Below are 22,841 nucleotides of genomic sequence, written 5' to 3'. Positions count from 1 at the left end.
AAATGCACTAAGTGCATCCGCTCTTTGTTTTCTTTTTCATAATAGTAAACAATTTTTAATTAACAAAACATTTTCATGTTATTTATATATCAACTCAGAATCCTCTAACCATTTTAGGATATTCTATATATTAAACCTTATCTATTTTAAGCCACTCACAATCAATTCAATATTTATCTTCCCCACTCTTTATTAGGTGTATTACCCATATACAATTCCAAGACACTACCGGCCGCAATATCTGCAAAGTCCAGATAACATTTATTATATATCTTGCCGTTTAATAAGGCTTTTTGTATATACATATTATCTTTGTTGTTATCATGGGCAATCACCGTAAACGCTTTCCCTGAATAATATTTCGGATCAAGATGAAACTCTACCTTATCGAAAACGGGACTTGTTATTTCCACACGCGTGTTGCCCGGACAAGAAGGATGAATGCCAGAAGCTGCCAAAATATACCATGCTGACATTTGCCCCACATCCTCATTACCAACAATCCCCTCTACTTTATTTGCATAAGCTTTTTCACAGGTGTGGCGAGTCCACTTCTGCGTATACCAAGGTACCGCAAGCTGATTAAACAAGAAAGGCACGAAGTGTACCGGCTCATTTGCATGGTTATAATATTCATTCCATAACATACTGGAAGGAGTTTTATTGAAAAAATCAAGTAAGTCTGCGATCACCTTTTCTTCCCCCCATCAACTCTACCATTCCTTGGACATCGTGTGGAACAAACCAGCCTTGTTGATAAGCATTTGCTTCTATACAACCATACCATTCTTCAAGACGTCCATTTTCCGGCCATACTTCCCAGGTACCATCCACCTTGCGAGGACGAAACCATTCTTTTTCTTTATCAAAAATATTATGATAAGCCTGTCCTTTTTCATAAAAAAACTTTATATCCTCTTCCTTTCCCAAGGCTTCAGCTAATTGAGATATACACCAGTCGGTATAAGCATATTCCAAAGTATGTGAGATACTCAACGGTCCCGAAGTATAGCCCAATGAGTCATTGCCAAAACGATGAGATGTATTGATGGCATACTGATATGCTTTTTCGATATCATACGTACGGATTCCTTTTATATAAGCATCAGCCAATACAGACAAGACAGGATTTCCCAACATACAACCGGAATAAGAATTCAGAAACTCCCAGCGTTCGTAATATTTACGCCCGCTTTGATCGGCCATCGTTATCAAAGAATTTAATTCATCACTAACCAAACGCGGATTAATAATAGTCTGCAGAGGAAATTGGCTACGGAACACATCCCATCCACTAAAAATCGTACGTTTCGTAAATGTGCTGTCTTCTGTGTGTATATTATAATCTCCACCTACATAACGTCCATCTACGTCTGTATAAATACGAGGATCAATCATCGTATGATATAAAGCCGTATAGAAAATTGTTTTTTCATCATTCGTCCCTCCAGATATCTGGATGCGGCTAAGTTCTTTATTCCACAAATCCGTAGCTTCCTGTTTTACCTGTGCCAAATCTTTAGAAGCAATTTCCTGTTTAAAATTATTAGCAGCTCCTTCCATATCGACGAAAGAGATACCCACTTTCATCTCCACGCTCTCCCCTTCTTTGGTCGGAAATTCAGTAAAGAAGCCCAAGTGTTTGCCTTCCAACTCTTTCTTATCTTTTATAATCGGAGCCTGTGAAACACGTGTCAGATAGGGAATACTCACTACCTCATCCCGCTTCCGGGTCCATTGGTCAGGAATATCTGCACTCCAGAAACCGTAATCAGTCAGAGGTTTGCTGAATTGCGCATAATAATAAACGGTATAATTGGCTTTTCCCTCACCATTACCCCATCCACCACCATCGGGTGTGCACTTCATCCAGCCTTGAATCGTATAATCATCTACCACTTTAATATATTGGGAAGTAGATGTTCCTCCTACCCTGCGTGCCAGATCTATCTGAATACGGGATTGATCGTTAGAGGGATAAGTGAAACGCAATATTCCACAATGCGGCGTCGCACTACTCTCCACTTTTATCTTGTAATCAGTCAACTCTACAGAATAATATCCGGCTTTAGCTGTCTCGGTTACTTTATTATAAGCCGAACGATATCCTTTGATACTATCGTTATTCTCTTTGCCTGCCACTTTATACAATTCACCGGTAGTTGGCATTACAAGAAAATTTCCTAGATCCCCAAACCACCCTACGCCACTCATCTGGGTAAAAGCAAATCCCTCAATCGTTTTATGCTCATCACTATAACCGGAACCGTTATCGCCTCCTGTTATTGTGTTCGGGCTAACTTGCACCATACCATAAGGAGTCGTAGCCCCAGGAAAAGTTTTACCTAACCCATGATAAACGCCGGCAGCTCCCACACTGGTACTGGCACCAATAAATGGATTTACATAATCCGTCGGGATTAGTTCTTCCGAAGCTGTCTGGACCGATGAGCACCCTGTCATCCACCACAAAGAGCAAGCAATTAAAAGACTAGCAGTTGCTTTATACATAACAATATTATAATTATTTTAATTCAAACCCAAAACAAATGTCTTTATACCAAAGCGAGGCATTGAAATTGTCATTTCCGACTTTCCGGCATGTGTTTTTATTTTCTTTCTTTCGATGCATTGACCATTCAGATCGACTTCTTCCACGCTTGATAATGGCATATCGAAAACGATCTTCTGCAGCTTGTCATTTCCTTCTGCATTAAACAGGCGTAATATAATCTTTCCACTTTCCAACCGGGCAGTACTTATTTGATAACCTGTATTTCGCAAATCGACAAATGATTTTGATTCCAAAGCTGCTATTGAATGGCAGGAATATAGCAACAGCTCATTCCAGCAATCGCTATCATCTGCTATTGATGCTTTGTCCCATTTACCACGATGAGGTATGATTGCATATTTCATCTTCAGCGGCTGCGTAATTTTATAATCCGGCCCCCAAAGTCCTCCTCCCGAATATTGAGCTGTGAGTCCTAATGGATAATCTTTCCCATGAGAATAAGAAGTGGTATGATCTGACAATAAAGCCAGTGCATAATCGCCCTCCTGTTCAGCCAAATCAACCCAATGAAGTATGATATTATGTTTGATCTGATCCCAGGAATTAAAGAAAGTATTGTCGAGTTTACTTTCACAAACATCAAACGGTGCATTCTTATAGATACGAGGAGAATGAAGATCGGCTGGAAACAGAACATTCAGTTTAAACCGGTCATCACAAAAGGCCCTACGATTATCACTCCAATGATTTTCTTTATATTCTCCAATACCTACATTCTTTTTCCAATCAATTGTCAATTCAAAATCAATTCGTTTTGTTCCTTTAGAAAGAGTTATAATCTGTGTAAACGGATGAGAAGCAATTTCTCCTTGTACCTTTACTTTTTTCTCATACGTGTTATCTCTCAATACCGTCAGTCTGCCCGGTGTTTCCGTAGAAGAATGAAATTTATTTTCTTCATAAAAGAAACCTCTCAATTCTCCCAAAGAATATTCACCTGTTTTACATGCAAACTCTTTATTCCCCTCTTTCTTTGCAATCAGACTTTTTATAATTCCTCCTTTCGATAAGTCGAAAACAATCTTATACATATCATTTTCAACCGCGTACTCCTGTTCATTAACCTTTTCACTTTTTGAAACCTGTTCATTCCCTGAAACTGCTCTTTTACCTGTTTCTTTCTTTTTTATGCAATACGTGGAGTAACCGAAAGGAGGAATATCTGCTTCAAAAAACAATCTTATTTTTTCACCCTCACTTTCTACAAAGCAACCCTATCTCTTTCCCTTTCCAATCATAAATACCTAAATCCGAATATCCTGATTCCGAAGGAAGAAGGACATTCATTGTTTCTTTTCTTTCTGTTCCTAAAGTATTGAAAACGCGTATATACTGTTGTTGAGTGACCTTTTTCTGTTGAGCAATGGGATTATCAAAGCTCTGCATAGATGCTCCGATAATTCCATCAGCAATAGCATTCGTACTATCTGTCCAGCGTTTGATCTGATCTGCCCATGTACCCTGTTTATTCAATCCATTGTAGGGCACAATCCATGAGTCATGATGCTGCGCCAGCATTAAAGTGCGCCATGCCTCATCCATATCAGCTTGTGGACAGGTATATTTATTCTTCATATAAGCCATCACGGACATTTTTTCCGCCATGATAATCCGATTTTCAGATGTGCGTACTTCCTGTGCGATACGCTGCATCACCTGACTTCCCCACATCAGGTTTACATGCATGTCCTCCTGTGAGAAATGCCAGTCATCATCTGTTTTTCCAATGGAGATCTTTTCAATGTAATCTCTCCATCTCATATATATAGAGTTATTTTTTGTGTTCTTCCCACTTCCTATCCACGGACCATTTTTCCATCCGGCATCCTGAAAACACATACCAACCGGATGCTGAATACCTGCATCACGACAAGCTTTCAAATATGCGTCCGAATTCCCCAGGCAGTTGTTTGCCAAGTTGATTTCTGCTCCAATTCTTCACAAGCATACCGGGGAACTGTCAATATGGAAGTACCATCTGGTCCTACCCAGTTAACCAGTTCACCACCATAAGCAGCCGTATATCCTCCCCAACAAGTATTAGGACATTTCAATACAGCATATTTAAAACCGAATAGTTTAAGAATTTGTGGCAAACAGCTTGTGAAACAAGGTTCCTCCACGGAATAAGTGACGAAATCCACCTCTGGAAAATGTGCATTTATTTTAGCTATACCATATTGAAACTGCCGTATGATACTTTCACCCGAAATATTATAGCAATAAGGCTGCGCATAAGTAGGATTCGTAAATTCTACTTGCTGACTGGTTGCCACTTCTTTAAAATGCTGATAAGCTTCTGGGGTCTGTACACGAACCGTATCCCAGGTTTCAGGTTCTATTTCCAGACCTATTCGCCAATCCGGATGCATGTGCAACTGATCCACTATAAATTGCGTTTTCCACTTCACCGGATAATGACCATATATTCCGCCATGGTATCCGTCAACAAAATAGGCTTGCTGCGAATAGGCATTAGTAGATAAGAAAACAGTCAGTAATATGATATAAATTTTATTCATGGTATCCTAAGACTATTTGGTTTTGCGTTGTTCCATTTTACGCATAAATTCTTTTAATTTTTGCTGCGCAACTTCTTCGTCATTCTCATTCTCCGGAAATGTCCAATCAAGAAGTACCAAAAGATTCTGATTTACAATAAATTCTTCTTTAAGTTCTTCACTATTATCCACTTCCTGCAGAAAATTTGTTTTTTCATCAGAAGTCAGTTCATCAGCAAAATATCTATTCAGAAAATTTCTCATTCCTCGTCCTTTTTTATCAAAGAACGATTAGATATATAAAAACCCCTAAAAGAATATCTATAAATTAATTAAAAGTCACGCTGCTAAGCACACATTAAGTTTTACTCTCAATTTTTTAAGTGCTATTCCCATTTGACATTCCACTGTATTCACCGAAATTCCCAGCTTCTCGGAAATCTCCCTGTATTTCAATCCCTTCCATACGACTTAACAAAAATATATCACGGCATCTTTTAGGTAAACTGTTGATAGCATCTCTGACCAGTCTTTCCGTTTCATTTCCCTCGGATATATCAGATACATCAAAACGGTCTAAAGATTGCAGTTTCAAATTTAATTCTATCTCAAAAGAGGCTTGCACATTCTCTGCATATTTTTGTTCGAATACCTTATGCTTCAAATAATCCAAGCATCTGTTTCTTACAAGTCTGAAAAGGTATGCATTTACATTTTCGATATGATCTATCGCATCTCTCCTCTCCCATAGGTCTGTAAACACATCTTGCGTTATGTTTTCAGCATCCTCTTCCAGTACAACAAATTCTTTTGCGAACCGAACAAGTTTGGGATAATACATAAGATATAATTCTGAAAAGCTCATAGTTGTGTGTTTCTTTAGATTAGTATTCAGTTATCAAAAATCTTATGTTGCAAATATAGAGATGAAAAAAGCCTACTTCTGTGTGGAAGTAGGCAGGAAAGTAGACGTTTTAAAGACTAAAAATCTTATATATATTTAATAATCAACATCTTATCATAATATCATTTTGTTGTTTTGGTAAACCCTGTAGAATCATTTTTGAGATAAAGAACCGAGCTTTTTCACCTCTTCTTCAAAGAGATTACTATCAAGAACAGACATTCTCTTCACTTTACTCTTATAATTATAAATTGTCTGCACAGAATAATGTAGAAATACAGCGATCTGACCTACGTCTATGATCCCTAATCGGATCAATGCAAATATGCGCAATTCTGTATTTAACTGGTCTTTTTCGAGCTTGTAATGCTCCTCCGGTTTCAACAGAGAATTAAACTCTTCTACAAAATTGGGATACAATTTAAGAAATGCTTTATCAAAGTTATTATAAAGTTCTTCAAGTTCCTTTTCAAAAGGACGGGAAGAGGATTTATACAAATCATCAATTTGTCCTGTCTTTATTTTCCTGTTTACATTCTTCCTGTATTCATCAAGCTTATTAATATAAACGGCACACTGGTTCATAAAATATCCCACATACTTTTCCTTGATTAGATTTGCTTCATCAAGATTCTTATTCAATCCAATCAATTTTTCATTCATGGCTTTAAGATGTCGTTTAGCCCGGGATACCACTTTTGTTTGCTTATACGTGAAATACAAGGTTATTGCAAGCGCCACCACAAACAAACTGGTCAGTAATATATAAAAACGCAGGTTTCGTTTCTGCTCCTCCAGCCTGTATAAATAAGTATTCTCTATAATCGGATGAATACGGGCTATTACGGTATTCTTAAAACGGGAGTTATAGAAAATTGCATCATCCAAAGCCACTTTTATATAATTATAAGCGCGGTCTATATCTCCTTTATGATACAAATTGACTGCTAAAGTCAACAATGCTTCATTCTCTTTCACCGCCAACTTCGTATCTGTCATAGCAGCCAGTATCAGGTACTTTTCCTCCAATTCAGGATTTTTCATCAACCGATAGATTCGTGCAAGTCCCATAGCCATCATAGCATATCCATGAGACTCCGGTTCCTGTTTATCATATATTTGCGTCAATATCTGAAGTGCTTCTTTTGTGTCACCACTATCTTGAAGCTTCACCGCTTTTTCTTTCCTGTACTCGTCGGACTCATTAAACAAGATACTCATGACTGTATCTCGATAAGCTTCTTTTTCTACAATATATCCTTTAGAGAATCGTACATCATCCGTATATTTAATGAGGTTTTCATAATAGCGTATCTTATTCCAACAATACAATGCTTTCAGATGATCGGGTAAATCTGCACACTCAATTGACTTAAAAATGTCATTTGCCTGAATAAACAAACCGGATAGGGAATAGACGAAAGCCAAACGGAGTTTCTCTTCCAAAAGATATTCCTCATTACCCATCTTCTTTGCAATCTCAATATTCTCATGAATATATTGTTCTGCCGAATCACAGACAAAAGTTTCATACTGATGGATAATCTCTTTATTCAAATTATACAAATCTTCCGGAGTGTTCTGTCCGGACTTCTTTGTCTTCAATTCTTTTATGGTGGCTTCCTTTTTCTGTGTATACACCAAACGTTCAGAAATCACTTTGTCCAACACCTTCAACAAAGAGTCATTTTCATTACCTGCATAGAGGTAAAATAAGGAGTTCAAGAGAAAAAATGTAAACCAAAGTGTGCGTTTCATATTAGTGCGTTCTTTCTTAGTCTGCAAAAAAATGTATTTTATTTGTGTAATTCGTAAAAAAGGAAGTAAATCGTTCTTTTTATTGCATCTTTTAACAAATACAGGAGAAAGAATAGCCTTATTTCAAAATGATATTTATGAAACCGTACCGACCAAAAAACGAATCCTCTGGAAGCGGAGTTAAAAAAAGCTTTTTTGCCACTCGGACTTTGCAAAAAGTATAAATATTAGTTCTATATTTGCAGCCGTTAAAGGAGAAAGATGAAACAAAGCTTAAAATTCGGACTACTTTTAGTATTGGCTTTGCTCATCCATTGTGCAACTAATGGAGCAATGGAAGATATGTGCAAAGTTTCCTCCCCGACTTATCGGCAGGAGAAGTGCTATGTGTCACAAAATTGTCCGATTCACAATGCTTTAGAACGTCTTTACAACCTTTACGCTACCCAATCTTGCGATATGAGTCATACGGACGTCACGCATGTCCCGGCAAATAAAAGCATACTGTTGCCAGTTGCCTTTTCCGGAGAACATCACAATTCTCAAACACCGTATCACTCTTCATCTTCTCATCCCCCAACGTGCTATTATGATCCTATCTCCTATTATATATATGAGTTAAGAAAGATTGTCATTTAGCCTACAGTACAGTAGACTCTTTTACTCGTCTTTTATTACAGTTGGTTTTATTCTCCATAGGGCGAATAGATTAATTGTTTATTTCTATATAATATTCAATCTAAACAGCTATTGAATTATGAATTTTACATTTTTAGTTGTTGTTTTACTGACAGCGCTTGCTTTTGTCGGTGTAGTAGTAGCTCTTTCGCGTGCTATTTCTCCCCGTTCATACAATCTGCAAAAGTTTGAGGCTTATGAATGTGGTATACCGACACGTGGTAAATCATGGATGCAGTTTCGCGTAGGCTACTACCTGTTTGCTATCCTGTTCCTGATGTTCGATGTCGAAACTGCTTTACTGTTCCCGTGGGCAGTAGTTATGCATGACATGGGACCACAGGGACTTATTAGTATTCTCTTCTTCTTTATCATTTTAGTTCTGGGTCTTGCTTATGCCTGGAGGAAAGGAGCTTTGGAATGGAAATAACCAAAAAGCCAAAAATAAAATCTATTCCGTATGATGAGTTTATCGACAATGAATCATTGGAAAAGTTGGTCAAGGAACTTAATGCAGGAGGAGCAAACGTTGCCCTCGGAGTTCTTGACGACTTTATCAACTGGGGACGCAGTAACTCACTGTGGCCGCTTACCTTTGCAACCAGTTGTTGCGGTATCGAATTTATGGCACTGGGTGCCGCGCGTTATGACATGGCCCGCTTTGGGTTTGAAGTAGCACGTGCCAGTCCGCGCCAAGCTGATATGATTATGGTATGCGGAACAATCACCAATAAAATGGCTCCGGTACTGAAACGACTCTATGACCAGATGCCCGATCCGAAGTATGTGGTTGCCGTAGGCGGATGCGCTGTCAGCGGAGGTCCTTTCAAAAAGTCCTATCATGTGGTTAACGGAGTGGACAAGATTCTTCCGGTAGATGTATATATTCCCGGATGCCCGCCACGTCCTGAAGCTTTCTATTATGGCATGATGCAATTGCAACGCAAAGTAAAAATAGAAAAGTTCTTTGGTGGAGTAAACAGAAAAGAGAAGAAACCGGATTATTTAAAAAATGAAGAATGATTCTACATTCTGTAATTAAAAGGATTTATGCAAGAAATACAATTTATAGCTCCTGCAGCGTTACACGACGAGATGCTGCGCTTGCGAAATGAAAAACAGATGGACTTTCTCGAAAGCCTCACCGGTATGGACTGGGGAGTAGCCGATGAGAAAGACGCTCCGGAAAAACTCCGCGGTTTAGGCGTAGTCTACCATCTGGAATCTACCATTACAGGCGAACGGATAGCACTAAAAACAGCGACAACCAACCGCGAGCTACCTGAAATTCCATCTGTCAGCGACATTTGGAAGATAGCCGACTTCTACGAACGTGAAGTTTTCGATTATTACGGTATCACTTTTATCGGTCATCCTGACATGCGCCGGCTTTATCTGCGTAACGATTGGATAGGTTATCCAATGCGCAAAGATAATGATCCGGAAAAGGATAACCCATTGTGTATGACCAACGAAGAGACGTTTGATACGACTCAAGAAATAGAACTGAACCCGGACGGAACCATCAAAAATAAAGAGATGAAGCTGTTCGGTGAAGAAGAATATGTAGTTAACATCGGTCCGCAACACCCTGCTACTCATGGTGTAATGCGTTTCCGTGTTTCTCTGGAAGGTGAAATCATTCGTAAGATTGATGCGAACTGCGGTTATATCCACCGGGGCATCGAGAAAATGAATGAAAGCCTCACCTACCCTCAAACATTGGCTTTGACAGACCGCCTTGACTATCTGGGTGCACACCAGAACCGTCATGCACTGTGTATGTGTATTGAAAAGGCTATGGGTATTGAGGTTAGCGAACGTGTGAAGTATATCCGTACCATTATGGATGAATTGCAACGTATCGACTCTCACTTGCTGTTCTACTCTTGTCTTGCCATGGACTTGGGAGCATTAACAGCATTTTTCTATGGATTCCGTGATCGCGAGAAAATTCTCGACATCTTTGAAGAGACTTGTGGCGGACGTCTGATTATGAACTACAATACGATTGGCGGTGTACAGGCTGATCTTCATCCTAACTTCGTCAAACGAGTAAAAGAGTTCATTCCTTATATGAGAGGAATCATCCACGAATATCATGATATATTTACGGGTAACATCATCGCACAAAGCCGTATGAAAGGCGTCGGTGTGTTAAGCCGTGAAGATGCCATCTCTTTCGGTTGTACCGGAGGTACAGGCCGTGCTTCAGGATGGGCGTGTGACGTACGTAAACGAATGCCATACGGTGTATACGACAAAGTAGATTTCAAAGAAATTATTTATACGGAAGGTGACTGCTTTGCCCGTTATCTGGTGCGTATGGATGAAATCATGGAAAGTCTGAACATCATCGAACAATTAATAGACAATATTCCCGAAGGACCTTATCAGGAGAAGATGAAGCCTATCATCCGTGTTCCGGAAGGCAGTTATTATGCTGCAGTAGAAGGAAGTCGTGGTGAATTTGGTGTCTTCCTTGAAAGCCAGGGTGACAAAACGCCTTACCGCCTGCATTACCGTGCTACGGGATTGCCGCTTGTTGCCGCAATCGACACCATCTGCCGGGGAACGAAGATTGCCGACTTAATTGCTATTGGCGGAACAATAGATTATGTCGTTCCGGATATTGATAGATAAAATACTTAATTATTAAGAATATATGTTCGACTTTAGTATAGTAACAAACTGGATACATGAGCTACTGCTCTCCATTATGCCGGAGGGATTAGCCATCTTTATAGAATGTGTAGCTGTCGGCGTGTGCCTCGTAGCACTATATGCCATCCTGGCTATCATATTGATCTACATGGAGCGTAAAGTTTGCGGTTTCTTCCAGTGTCGTCTTGGTCCGAACCGTGTTGGTAAATGGGGTTCTATTCAAGTGGTCTGTGACGTACTCAAAATGATGACCAAAGAAATCTTCATGCCGAAGGGTGCCGACCATTTCCTTTACAATCTTGCTCCATTCATGGTGATTATTGCCTCATTCCTGACTTTCGCTTGTATTCCTTTTAATAAAGGTGCAGCGATTCTGGACTTTAACGTAGGCGTGTTCTTCCTATTGGCTGCTTCCAGCATTGGAGTTGTCGGTATCTTGCTGGCCGGTTGGGGTAGTAACAACAAATTCTCTTTGATTGGTGCCATGCGAAGCGGTGCACAGATTATCAGTTACGAACTTTCTGTTGGTATGAGTATCATGACTATGGTAGTGCTGATGGGAACCATGCAATTTTCTGAAATCGTAGAAGGACAGGCTGACGGCTGGTTCATCTTCAAAGGACATATCCCTGCTGTCATTGCTTTTATCATTTACCTGATTGCCGGAAATGCAGAGTGTAACCGTGGCCCGTTCGACCTTCCCGAAGCTGAAAGTGAGCTGACTGCCGGATACCATACAGAATACTCCGGTATGGGTTTCGGTTTCTTCTATCTGGCAGAATACTTGAATCTGTTTATCGTGGCCAGTGTTGCCACCACTATCTTCCTGGGAGGATGGATGCCGTTACACATCGTCGGGCTGGATGGATTCAACACTGTAATGGATTATATTCCGGGCTTTATCTGGTTCTTCGCTAAAGCATTCTTCGTGGTGTTCCTTCTGATGTGGATCAAATGGACGTTCCCACGTTTACGTATCGACCAGATTCTGAATCTGGAATGGAAATATCTGGTTCCAATTTCTATGGTAAACCTATTATTAATGGCATGCTGCGTAGCTTTCGGCTTCCACTTTTGATAAATGAAAATTATGGAATATAAAGATAAAAAATATACGTACTTAGGTGGTCTGGTGCACGGCATCAGCACACTGGCAACGGGTATGAAAACCAGCATCAAGGTATACTTCCGCAAGAAAGTGACCGAGCAATATCCCGAAAACCGGAAAGAGCTGAAAATGTTCGACCGTTTCCGTGGTACGCTGAATATGCCCCACAATGAGAATAATGAACATCGCTGTGTAGCCTGCGGATTATGCCAAATGGCTTGTCCGAACGATACAATCAAAGTGACCAGCGAAACCGTCGAAACAGAAGATGGCAAGAAAAAGAAAATCCTGGCAACCTATGAATATGACCTGGGTGCCTGTATGTTCTGCCAACTCTGTGTCAATGCTTGTCCGCATGATGCGATTACGTTCGACCAAAACTTCGAACATGCAGTATTCGACCGGACGAAACTTGTCCTGAAACTGAATCACGACGGTAGTAAAGTAATAGAAAAGAAAAAAGAAGTTTAGATATGGGATCAACACTTGAAACAGTAGTATTCTACTTTTTGGCAGCATTTATTATTGCTATGTCCATCATGACGGTGACTACCCAACGTATCGTACGCTCGGCCACCTACCTGCTCTTCGTGCTCTTCGGCACGGCCGGCATCTATTTTTTGCTGGGTTACACCTTCCTGGGCTCTGTTCAGATAATGGTTTATGCCGGTGGTATCGTCGTTCTTTATGTATTCTCCATCCTGTTGACCAGCGGAGAAGGTGATCGAGCCGAGAAAGTGAAACGAAGTAAGCTCCTGGCCGGGCTCATTACCATGATTGCCGGTTTAGCAATTATCCTGACCATCACGTTGAAGCATAATTTCATGCAGACGGCTAATCTTGCCCCGCACGAGATCAATATTCATGCCATCGGGAACGCTTTGCTTAGTAGCGACAAATACGGTTATATATTACCTTTCGAAGCTGTCAGTATCCTGTTGCTGGCTTGTATCATCGGTGGTATCATAATTGCACGTAAAAGATAGAAAATCAAGTATTAACTATTAAGTATTAAGTATATGATACACATGGAATATTATCTGGTAGTTTCTACCATCATGATGTTTGCAGGAATCTATGGATTCTTTACCCGCCGGAACACACTGGCTATCCTGATTTCTGTAGAGTTAATGCTGAACGCCACGGACATCAACTTTGCCGTGTTCAACCGTTTTCTCTTTCCGGAGGGAATGGAAGGCTATTTCTTTGCACTCTTTTCCATAGCCATCTCGGCTGCGGAAACTGCAGTAGCCATTGCCATCATGATTAACATTTATCGTAATCTCCGGAGCATCCAGGTGCGCAACTTGGACGAGCTGAAGTGGTGATTTGTTTCTCACCAAGAACAAATAATAATAAATCAAGTAATAAAAATAAAACTGTATGGAACTAACAATTCTAATACTCCTTCTTCCTTTCTTCTCCTTTCTCATACTGGGAATCGGAGGTAAATGGATGTCCCATCGGACAGCGGGCACAATTGGTACGCTGATACTGGGAGCAGTAGCGGTACTATCCTACGTTACAGCTATCCAATATTTCTCGGCTCCACGACTGGAAGACGGAACATTCGCCACACTGATACCTTACAACTTCACGTGGCTTCCTTTTACAGAGACCTTACACTTTGATTTGGGCATCCTGCTCGATCCTATATCAGTAATGATGTTGATTGTCATCTCTACCGTGTCACTGATGGTACATATCTACTCTTTCAGCTACATGAAAGGTGAGGTAGGTTTTCAACGTTATTATGCTTTCCTATCCCTGTTTACCATGTCTATGCTGGGATTGGTTGTTGCAACCAACATCTTCCAGATGTACCTTTTCTGGGAATTGGTGGGTGTAAGCTCTTATCTGCTAATCGGTTTCTACTATACAAAACCTGCTGCGGTTGCCGCTTCCAAGAAAGCGTTTATTGTCACTCGCTTTGCCGACTTGGGCTTCCTGATCGGTATCCTGATTTACGGATATTATGGTGGTACATTCGGATTTACCCCGGACACGGTATCCTTGATAAGCGGTGGAGCTTCTATGCTTCCATTGGCTCTCGGATTGATGTTTGTCGGTGGTGCCGGTAAAAGTGCCATGTTCCCGTTGCATATCTGGTTGCCGGATGCAATGGAAGGTCCTACTCCGGTCAGTGCATTGATTCATGCGGCTACCATGGTTGTTGCCGGTGTATATTTGGTGGCACGTATGTTCCCGCTTTTCATTGCCTATGCACCGAATACGCTGCACATGGTTGCCTGGGTAGGTGCATTCACCGCATTCTATGCAGCAAGTGTGGCTTGCGTACAATCAGATATTAAACGCGTACTGGCTTTCTCTACCATTTCACAGATTGGTTTCATGATGGTAGCTCTGGGTGTCTGTACTTCCATGGATCCTCATGAAGGAGGCTTGGGCTACATGGCTTCCATGTTCCACCTCTTCACACATGCTATGTTTAAGGCATTGCTCTTCCTCGGTGCAGGTAGTATCATTCATGCTGTACATTCTAACGAAATGTCCGCGATGGGAGGTTTACGCAAATATATGCCGATCACTCACTGGACATTCCTGATTGCTTGTCTTGCTATTGCCGGTATTCCTCCATTCTCGGGTTTCTTCTCGAAAGATGAAATTCTGGCTGCTTGCTTCCAATACAGCCCTGTAATGGGATGGGTAATGACAGTAATTGCTGCGATGACCGCTTTCTATATGTTCCGTCTCTACTACGGTATTTTCTGGGGGAGCGAGCCGCTCCGGGCAGATTCCCATTCGGAACATAACACGCCGAAGGGAAACTTGGAAGCGGCACCTTGCCGCCCTTGCCGCCCACATGAAAGTCCGTTAGCTATGACTTTCCCATTGATGTTTCTGGCGGCAGTAACTTGTGGAGCCGGATTTATTCCTTTCGGACACTTCATCAGTTCGAATGGAGAATCTTATTCCATCCATCTCGATCCGTCGGTGGCTATTACGAGCGTTGTCATTGCGATTATTTCGATTGCAATCGCTACATGGATGTACAAAAATGCCAAACAGCCAGTTGCCGATTCATTGGCAAAACAGTTCAAAGGTCTGCACAAGGCTGCTTATAACCGCTTCTATATTGACGATATATACCAGTTTATCACGCATAAGATTATCTTCCGTTGCATCTCTACTCCTATCGCATGGTTCGACCGTCATGTAGTGGATGGATTCTTTGATTTTCTGGCATGGGCTACCAACACAACAAGCGACGAGATCCGTGGTTTGCAGAGCGGTCAGGTACAACAATATGCATACGTGTTCCTTTGCGGTGCACTGGCACTTATCCTACTGCTGATTCTCTAAATAGTAAATAGTAAATCTTTAAATAGTAAATCATAAAGATGAATTTCTTATCAATATTCGTACTTATCCCCTTATTGATGCTGGCCGGACTCTGGGCAGCACGAGGAATCAAAGCCATCCGGGGGGTTATGGTTACTGGCGCATCGGCACTTCTGATTGCCTCCGTCGTACTTACATTCCTGTATCTGGGAGAGCGTAGTGCCGGAAACACGGCAGAAATGCTTTTCCGTGCAGATACGCTTTGGTATGCCCCGCTTCACATATCCTATTCAGTAGGTGTTGACGGAATTTCGGTAGCCATGTTGTTACTGTCCGCTGTCATTGTGTTCACCGGTACATTTGCTTCCTGGCGTCTGCAACCGCTGACAAAAGAATATTTCCTTTGGTTCACCCTATTGTCTATGGGAGTATTCGGATTCTTTATATCCGTCGATTTATTCACCATGTTCATGTTCTACGAAATCGCATTGATACCGATGTACCTGTTGATTGGTGTATGGGGATCGGGACGTAAAGAATATGCAGCCATGAAGCTGACTCTCATGTTGATGGGTGGTTCTGCCTTCCTGCTGATCGGTATTCTCGGAATCTATTTCGGTTCGGGAGCAACCACTATGAACCTCCTCGAAATCGCGCAGTTGCACAACATACCTTTTGCACAGCAATGCATCTGGTTCCCGCTGACTTTCCTTGGTTTCGGTGTATTAGGTGCCCTTTTCCCGTTCCACACATGGAGTCCTGACGGTCACGCTTCCGCCCCGACTGCCGTATCTATGCTTCATGCCGGAGTATTGATGAAACTGGGAGGTTACGGATGTTTCCGTATCGCCATGTATCTGATGCCGGAAGCTGCTAACGAACTTTCATGGATATTCCTGATATTGACAGGTATCTCTGTAGTTTACGGTGCATTCTCCGCTTGCGTACAAACCGACTTGAAATATATCAATGCTTATTCATCCGTATCTCACTGCGGACTGGTTCTTTTCGCCATTCTGATGCTGAATCAGACAGCAGCAACAGGAGCTATCCTTCAGATGCTTTCACACGGATTGATGACAGCCTTGTTCTTTGCTCTTATCGGTATGATTTATGGACGTACACACACACGTGACGTTCGCGAGCTTGCCGGCTTAATGAAAGTTATGCCGTTCCTTAGCGTATGTTATGTAATTGCCGGTCTTGCCAACCTCGGTCTGCCGGGATTAAGTGGCTTTATTGCTGAAATGACTATTTTCGTCGGCTCTTTCCAGAACAACGACCAGTTCCACCGGGTACTGACTATCATCGCTTGTTCTTCGATTGTGATTACCGCAGTCTACATTCTGCGTCTGGTAGGTAAAATTCTATACGGAACCTGTACCAACAAACATCATCTCGAACTGACTGATGCGACTTGGGACGAACGTGTAGCCGTTATCTGTCTCATCGTTTGTGTAGCCGGACTAGGTATGGCTCCTTTCTGGGTTAGCCACATGATTGGTGAAAGTGTACTCCCCGTAGTCTCACAACTGATTCCATAGCCCTTTAATTTTTAATCTTTAATTTTGAATTGATAAAGATGGATTATTCACAATTTCTATATATGCGAGAAGAGCTGTCGCTCATAGCCGTCTTACTGCTGCTATTTCTAGCTGACCTCTTCATGAGTCCGGATGCACACAAAAATGGTGGGAAAGCACGCCTGAACACAATGTTACCCGTTATTCTGATGGCTATCCATACAGCTATCAATTTAATTCCGGGAACTGCTGCCGATGCATTCGGCGGTATGTATCATTATGTACCGATGCACACAGTGGTTAAATCAATCCTGAACGTCGGCACACTGATTGTTTTCCTGATGGCACACGAATGGATGAAAAGAGAAGATACTTCGTTCAAGCAAGGAGAATTCTATGTACTAACACTCTCTACCTTGTTTGGTATGTACCTCATGATTTCTGCCGGACACTTCCTGATGTTCTTCATCGGGCTGGAAACTGCTTCTATCCCGATGGCAGCGCTGATTGCCTTTGACAAATACCGTCATAACTCTGCCGAAGCAGGAGCCAAATACATTCTGACAGCTCTTTTCTCCAGTGCATTACTGTTGTTCGGTCTGTCAATGATCTACGGTTCTGCCGGTACTCTTTATTTCGATGACCTTCCTGCCCATATTGACGGAAATCCGTTGCAGATCATGGCATTTGTATTCTTCTTTGCAGGAATGGCATTCAAATTATCATTGGTTCCGTTCCACTTATGGACAGCAGACGTTTACGAAGGTGCTCCGAGTGCAGTTACCGCTTATTTGAGCGTTATATCAAAAGGATCGGCAGCATTTGTTTTGTTGGCTGTACTTATCAAAGTATTCGCTCCAATGATCAATGACTGGCAGGAAGTACTTTATTGGGTAACCATCGCTTCTATCACGATTGCCAATATATTTGCTGTCCGTCAGCAGAACCTGAAACGTTTGATGGCGTTCTCCAGTATTTCACAAGCGGGATACATTATGTTGGGCGTTATCGGAGGTACGGCACAAGGCATGACAGCTTTGGTATATTACGTATTAGTGTATGCTGCTGCCAACCTCGGAGTATTTGCCGTGATTACTATCGTGGCATTGCGCAGTCAGAAATTCACGCTCGAGGATTATGCAGGACTTTATAAAACGAATCCCAAAATCGCTTTTCTGATGACTCTGTCTCTGTTCTCATTGGCAGGTATCCCTCCGTTTGCCGGATTCTTCTCGAAGTTCTTTATCTTCATGGCTGCTTTCGATGCAGGTTTCCACTTGCTGGTATTCATTGCATTGGTAAATACAGTGATTTCATTGTACTATTATCTGTTGATTGTAAAAGCAATGTATGTCACTCCTTCCGACAACCCGATTCCTACTTTCCGCAGCGACCGCTGCACGAAATGGGGACTGGCACTCTGCACACTGGGTATCATCGGACTGGGTATCGCAAGTATCGTATATCAGTCTATCGATAAATTGTCGTTCGGAATATAAACGAACTACCTCTATAACATAAGAAACGGTCTTGGTTTCATGTCCCTATCAATCGACATCAAAACCAAGACCGTTTCTTTTATATATTAAATTGCCCCTTTACCGGGCACAACTCATCTCTTCCGTCACAATTACCCCAGGAATAGTAAACCAGAACCGTGATCCTTTTCCTTTTTCAGAGTCAACGCCAATACGTCCACCCAGTTGTTCTACAATGCTTTGACAGATAGAAAGTCCCAATCCTGTACCGTGCACAAAAGAATTAAGCTTCACAAAACGTTCAAAAATATGCGGTAACTGCTCTTTCTCAATACCGATTCCCGTATCTTTGACATAAAACTCCAACTCTCCTTCTTTTATTTCATATCCGACATGAATACTCCCTTCGGAGGTAAACTTCATTGCATTATTAACAAAGTTAGAGATCACCTGATGTATGCGATTACGATCACTAATGACATGACAGACAGGAAGATGATTATCGAGTACCAGTTCCACGTCTTCTTTCGCTTTCATACGCATCGAGCGGACAATATCCTCACACAACAGATTTACATCTACGTCTCCATTAGTAAACTCAAACGTACCAGCCTCAATCTTCGAGAGGTCGAGTATATCCGAAATAAGTTGCAGTAACAGATCATTATTCTCACGTACAATCTTAATATACTCCTGACGTTCTGCCACGTCTTCAGTTTCCACCAACAAATCGGAGAAACCAACAATAGCATTCAGCGGCGTACGGATTTCATGACTCATATTTGCAAGGAAAGCACTTTTCAAGCGATCCATCATCTCCGCTTTATCGCGTGCCTGAATCAATTCGGCTTCGGTCTCTTTCAGCTCTGTGATGTCATAATTGATACCGATGATTTCTATTTCGTTTTCTTCCGGTCTATAGTTAGTGACCATTACATTACTATTTACCCAATTCCATTCGTTCTTTGTTCCGGGACGACGAATACGCACTTCTCCCTGAAAATGCCTCCTTTTTCCCTTCTTGACTTCGTCATAGAAATCAAAGAAACGTTTACGGTCTTCCGGATGCATTTTGCCATAAACTCCCACAACCTCGCTCAAAGGAATATCTTCTTCCTCACCCAAATTCTTATACCACTGTTTAATAGCATAGCCTTTCCGGTTCAAAAGATTCAGTTTAGCATAACCTACCTTGGCATAGTCGGATATCATCAGGAAGAAATTCTCAAAATCACGGATACGATTCATCGCGTCGATGCGTTCCGTATTGTCAATGCTGATTAAGATATATCCGTTAAAGTTACCCTCGTTGTCATATAGTTTACTAACTTTCGAATATAGTTCGATCACGTTGGAGCGGCTTGTTTCATAATATCCCCCAGTTTGCTCAAAAGAATAGTTAAGCCGGAAATCGACTAAATCCTCATTCCTCACACGATCACGGATGTTCTGTGGTACATTCGGATTCTCAAAGAAATTAACCCCTATTACATCCGATTTATTCACTACACCGAATATCTCCAGATCTTTATTATTTAAATCCACCAGATACCCGTCCTTATCATAGATTTCGACTCCTGCCGGGATATTGGTAAAGATATTCTTAAATAACTTTTCGCTCCGGTCCAGTGCCCGATTGGCTTTCACTGATCCCGTGGAATCGAGGAACAAGCCGACAACTTCATCCTGTTCAGGAGAATAAATAATCCAATGCGTATAGCGTTCCGTTTTAGGAAAATATTCATCTTTTTCCCTATAAGAATCACTATCCAGGATCTCTTTCAGGAAATCAAGTTTTTGGAGATAGTCGGAATGCTTTTCAGATCCCAAAGAACCAATATAAGATTCCAAAGGATGTCCGAAAAATGTGGAACTTACCTCATTTGCATCTGTCACCCGATAATCACAAGGCTTATTATTCTCGTCACGGATAATCGACATACGGATATAACCCATCGGCATAAAATGGAACAGGTTATTCAGGAAAGCCTGTTCACGGATCACCTTGTCCTTGGCCTTACGCAACTCGATACAAATGCTTATAATATTTCCCAATGAAGAGAACCATTGAAAATCTTCATTACTCCAGCCATGGTAATTTTTCACCAGATCAATGCCCATATACCCCCAAACGTGATCACCCGTCATCAAAGGAGTAACCATTAAAGAACGAATCCCCTGAACAGCAAGTATCTTATACTCATCGGCTGCTGCTTCCGGTAATTGTTCCAATGTATCCAAGAGAATAGGTTTACCAGCTAATATCTGTTCGCTCCACCACTTCGATTGACTGATAGGTATATTTTGGAGAGTCTCTTTTTCAGCTGATACCCCTTCGGAAACAACTTCATAAGTACAACTATGATGGGTATGAGTCTCATCATATTCAAAAATATAAACGCGTCCTTCGCCATCATATAGATTCAGTATATCTCTTAAAATATCTGTTATACAAGATTCCACCTCTTCATCACGAAGGAAACGAAGCAACGATTGCGACACAAAATTCTGACGGCGAAGCAAGTCATTCACACGTCTTAATGCATCCCTTTGATCTTCTTCCTTAGGAGCTTCGACACGCTGGATTACTCCGAAAGATTTATCACCTCCATCAGCACCTGCTCCCTTCTCACGAAAAGCCAGACGAGTATGTAACCAAACCTCACCATATTTGGAATGAATAGGAAAAGTTTGTTCATAAAAGTCCTTATGAATAGAAGTGTTTGCCTGAAACTCTTGGGCAATTTGCTTGCGATAATCTTCACGTACCAGATTCAGAAAATCCGAATTAGAAATAGTATCTCCATCCAAGCCCAGAAGATCACAAAGATAATCGGAACATAAGTAATATCCTGTCGTTAAATCTACTTCCCACCACCCGATCTGTGCAAGAGAAGCCATTTTATGGTACCGCTCGTTGTCTGTTTGCATAATTTATATCATTGTAAGATAATAGGTCGACAAATATACGAAAAAGGAAATCACTCATACCATAAAAAACCAAATAAAAAAACTAAAATAAGATTACGAAAACAAACAAATAGAATATGGGAGAATCTGTTTGTTACAAATACTCCCATACCTCCTATTAAAAAATAAACCTCGCTAATCTATATCTTAATTATAATGAGGAGAAATTATATCCGGTCCAAGTGAACAGGGATGCATCTGCACCAGTGTTAGTAGCAGGTTCGGTAAATGTATTCAATGTACCGTTCAGCTTCGTTTTATATTGCAGAGTATTCGTTATGCTAATGCTGGAAGCTGGATTTCCCGCACCTTTGCTGTCGTTCATATCAATCAGGTCGATGGTTCCGCCGGTTCCTTTGACAAGCGCATTGATAATGGTAGCTTTCGCGCCACGACGAATCTTTATCACATCCTGCATACGGTCTACATTGTCCGTTGTATTTGCAGCATTATTTACAATCGTCATATTTTCAACCGTAAAGTCCGATTGACGCAGATGATCGGGATAGATACCGTCCAAATTACCGTCTGCTTCAATACCGCGCGGATCTGCTTCCGTACTGGTATAACCGCTTTCCCAAACACCATAGCAGTTTTTCAATGTACCGGAATATCCTTGAGTAAAGTCGAACATATCATCATCCGGGTTTACAGCTAACAGGTTCGTTACATTCACTGTACCGCCAAAGAATTCGATGGCATCATCCGCACTTTCAAGAATATAGATATTCTCAATCTTGGTACCGTTTCCAACACCGTTCAGCGTCAATCCATTGTGTTCGATATCTGCTGTAGAGCGAGCACCGGCATAGCAGATTTTCACATAAGTCAGTGAACCGGAATTATCATTATCGACACTACCACCATATTTATAGTTGTTGTCGATTTCTGTCAGACCTGTATCACTCTTATTTGCATTCGAACCGGAGATCGGAGCTTTACCGTTGATAATGACTCCTCCCCAATAACCGGATGTGGGACTCGTTGAGTTGGCTGTGAAAACGATAGGCTTGTCAGCGGTACCGTCAGCATAAAGTTTACCCCCCTGTGCTACCAGCAGATAACTGCTGAAACCTTCACGGGCTTTAATCGTTGTTCCGGCAGGGATATTCAGACGGCCTCCGTCTTCAATCACGACTGTTCCGTTCAGAATATATTCCTTAGCTTCCAGCGTTTGCTCTCCGGTCAGCGTTCCGGACAGGATATTTTCACCCACAACGATAGAGCTACCTGTTCCGCCATTGTTTCCACCATTTCCATTACCATCGCCGTCTCCGTCACTATCACTGCTACATGCAGTCAATGTAAGTGCTGTTGCCATAACGGCAAATGTCATAAAGTTCACAAACAATCTTTTCATTTTGCTTTCATTATTAGTT

The 22,841-nt window shown here is 41.4% G+C and carries 15 protein-coding genes and 3 pseudogenes; 11 read left to right on the top strand and 7 right to left on the bottom strand.

The features are described from left to right. Positions 1-173 precede the first annotated feature (173 nt). The 5 genes and pseudogenes from NXX38_RS11845 to NXX38_RS11825 all read right to left on the bottom strand — a co-directional run bounded on the left by NXX38_RS11845 (position 174) and on the right by NXX38_RS11825 (position 7,738). Positions 174-2,511, bottom strand: a pseudogene (locus tag NXX38_RS11845) (GH92 family glycosyl hydrolase). Positions 2,512-2,529: 18 nt separating this feature from the next. Further along, positions 2,530-5,097 (bottom strand): annotated as a pseudogene (locus tag NXX38_RS11840) (glycoside hydrolase family 38 C-terminal domain-containing protein). 12 nt (positions 5,098-5,109) lie between these two features. Next, positions 5,110-5,340: an anti-sigma factor gene (locus NXX38_RS11835; RefSeq protein WP_195648560.1), complete on the bottom strand. Its 231-nt coding sequence runs from the start codon at positions 5,338-5,340 to the stop codon at positions 5,110-5,112. A 75-nt stretch (positions 5,341-5,415) separates the two neighbouring features. Continuing rightward, positions 5,416-5,941: pseudogene (locus NXX38_RS11830) on the bottom strand (RNA polymerase sigma-70 factor). 192 nt (positions 5,942-6,133) lie between these two features. Further along, positions 6,134-7,738: a DUF6377 domain-containing protein gene (locus NXX38_RS11825; RefSeq protein WP_195648562.1), complete on the bottom strand. Its 1,605-nt coding sequence runs from the start codon at positions 7,736-7,738 to the stop codon at positions 6,134-6,136. 261 nt (positions 7,739-7,999) lie between these two features. Between NXX38_RS11825 and NXX38_RS11820 the strand changes: the two genes are divergently transcribed. The 11 genes from NXX38_RS11820 to NXX38_RS11770 all read left to right on the top strand — a co-directional run bounded on the left by NXX38_RS11820 (position 8,000) and on the right by NXX38_RS11770 (position 18,513). Then, positions 8,000-8,377, top strand: coding sequence for a hypothetical protein (locus NXX38_RS11820; RefSeq protein ID WP_195648563.1), 378 nt, complete (start codon positions 8,000-8,002; stop codon positions 8,375-8,377). A 118-nt stretch (positions 8,378-8,495) separates the two neighbouring features. Then, positions 8,496-8,846: an NADH-quinone oxidoreductase subunit A gene (locus NXX38_RS11815; RefSeq protein WP_148366442.1), complete on the top strand. Its 351-nt coding sequence runs from the start codon at positions 8,496-8,498 to the stop codon at positions 8,844-8,846. Beyond that, positions 8,837-9,439, top strand: a complete 603-nt coding sequence (locus NXX38_RS11810; RefSeq protein ID WP_004301465.1) for an NADH-quinone oxidoreductase subunit B — start codon at positions 8,837-8,839, stop codon at positions 9,437-9,439. Before NXX38_RS11815 ends, NXX38_RS11810 begins: the two co-directional genes overlap by 10 nt. Before the next feature lie 27 nt (positions 9,440-9,466). Continuing rightward, positions 9,467-11,059, top strand: a complete 1,593-nt coding sequence (locus NXX38_RS11805) for an NADH-quinone oxidoreductase subunit D (RefSeq protein ID WP_258979534.1) — start codon at positions 9,467-9,469, stop codon at positions 11,057-11,059. 22 nt (positions 11,060-11,081) lie between these two features. Beyond that, positions 11,082-12,158: an NADH-quinone oxidoreductase subunit NuoH gene (gene nuoH / locus NXX38_RS11800; RefSeq protein WP_195470190.1), complete on the top strand. Its 1,077-nt coding sequence runs from the start codon at positions 11,082-11,084 to the stop codon at positions 12,156-12,158. Between the two features lie 12 nt (positions 12,159-12,170). Next, positions 12,171-12,659, top strand: coding sequence for a 4Fe-4S binding protein (locus tag NXX38_RS11795; protein WP_004305338.1), 489 nt, complete (start codon positions 12,171-12,173; stop codon positions 12,657-12,659). Between the two features lie 2 nt (positions 12,660-12,661). Next, on the top strand, positions 12,662-13,174 hold the full coding sequence (locus NXX38_RS11790) for an NADH-quinone oxidoreductase subunit J (protein ID WP_148366445.1): 513 nt from the start codon (positions 12,662-12,664) through the stop codon (positions 13,172-13,174). A 33-nt stretch (positions 13,175-13,207) separates the two neighbouring features. After that, complete coding sequence (gene nuoK / locus NXX38_RS11785; RefSeq protein ID WP_004301460.1) at positions 13,208-13,516, top strand: NADH-quinone oxidoreductase subunit NuoK; 309 nt, start codon at positions 13,208-13,210, stop codon at positions 13,514-13,516. 55 nt (positions 13,517-13,571) lie between these two features. Then, complete coding sequence (gene nuoL, locus NXX38_RS11780; protein ID WP_258979533.1) at positions 13,572-15,512, top strand: NADH-quinone oxidoreductase subunit L; 1,941 nt, start codon at positions 13,572-13,574, stop codon at positions 15,510-15,512. Between the two features lie 38 nt (positions 15,513-15,550). Then, a complete protein-coding gene (locus NXX38_RS11775; protein WP_004305342.1) occupies positions 15,551-17,035 on the top strand; it encodes a NuoM family protein in 1,485 nt (494 codons plus the stop codon). 38 nt (positions 17,036-17,073) lie between these two features. Continuing rightward, the gene (locus NXX38_RS11770) at positions 17,074-18,513 is read left to right on the top strand and encodes an NADH-quinone oxidoreductase subunit N (RefSeq protein ID WP_258979532.1); all 1,440 of its coding nucleotides are present in this window, start codon (positions 17,074-17,076) and stop codon (positions 18,511-18,513) included. A gap of 99 nt (positions 18,514-18,612) precedes the next feature. On the opposite strand, the gene NXX38_RS11765 is transcribed toward NXX38_RS11770, so the two are convergent. Further along, positions 18,613-21,423 (bottom strand): ATP-binding protein, encoded by a 2,811-nt coding sequence (locus NXX38_RS11765; protein ID WP_258979531.1) that lies wholly within the window; start codon positions 21,421-21,423, stop codon positions 18,613-18,615. Positions 21,424-21,613: 190 nt separating this feature from the next. Then, positions 21,614-22,822, bottom strand: coding sequence for a hypothetical protein (locus tag NXX38_RS11760; RefSeq protein WP_195648568.1), 1,209 nt, complete (start codon positions 22,820-22,822; stop codon positions 21,614-21,616). Positions 22,823-22,841: the final 19 nt, after the last annotated feature.

The sequence above is a fragment of the Bacteroides sp. BFG-637 genome (assembly GCF_024793605.1).
In the GTDB taxonomy this organism is placed as follows: Bacteria; Bacteroidota; Bacteroidia; order Bacteroidales; family Bacteroidaceae; genus Bacteroides; species Bacteroides vicugnae.
This window is presented reverse-complemented; position numbering and strand designations above follow the sequence as displayed.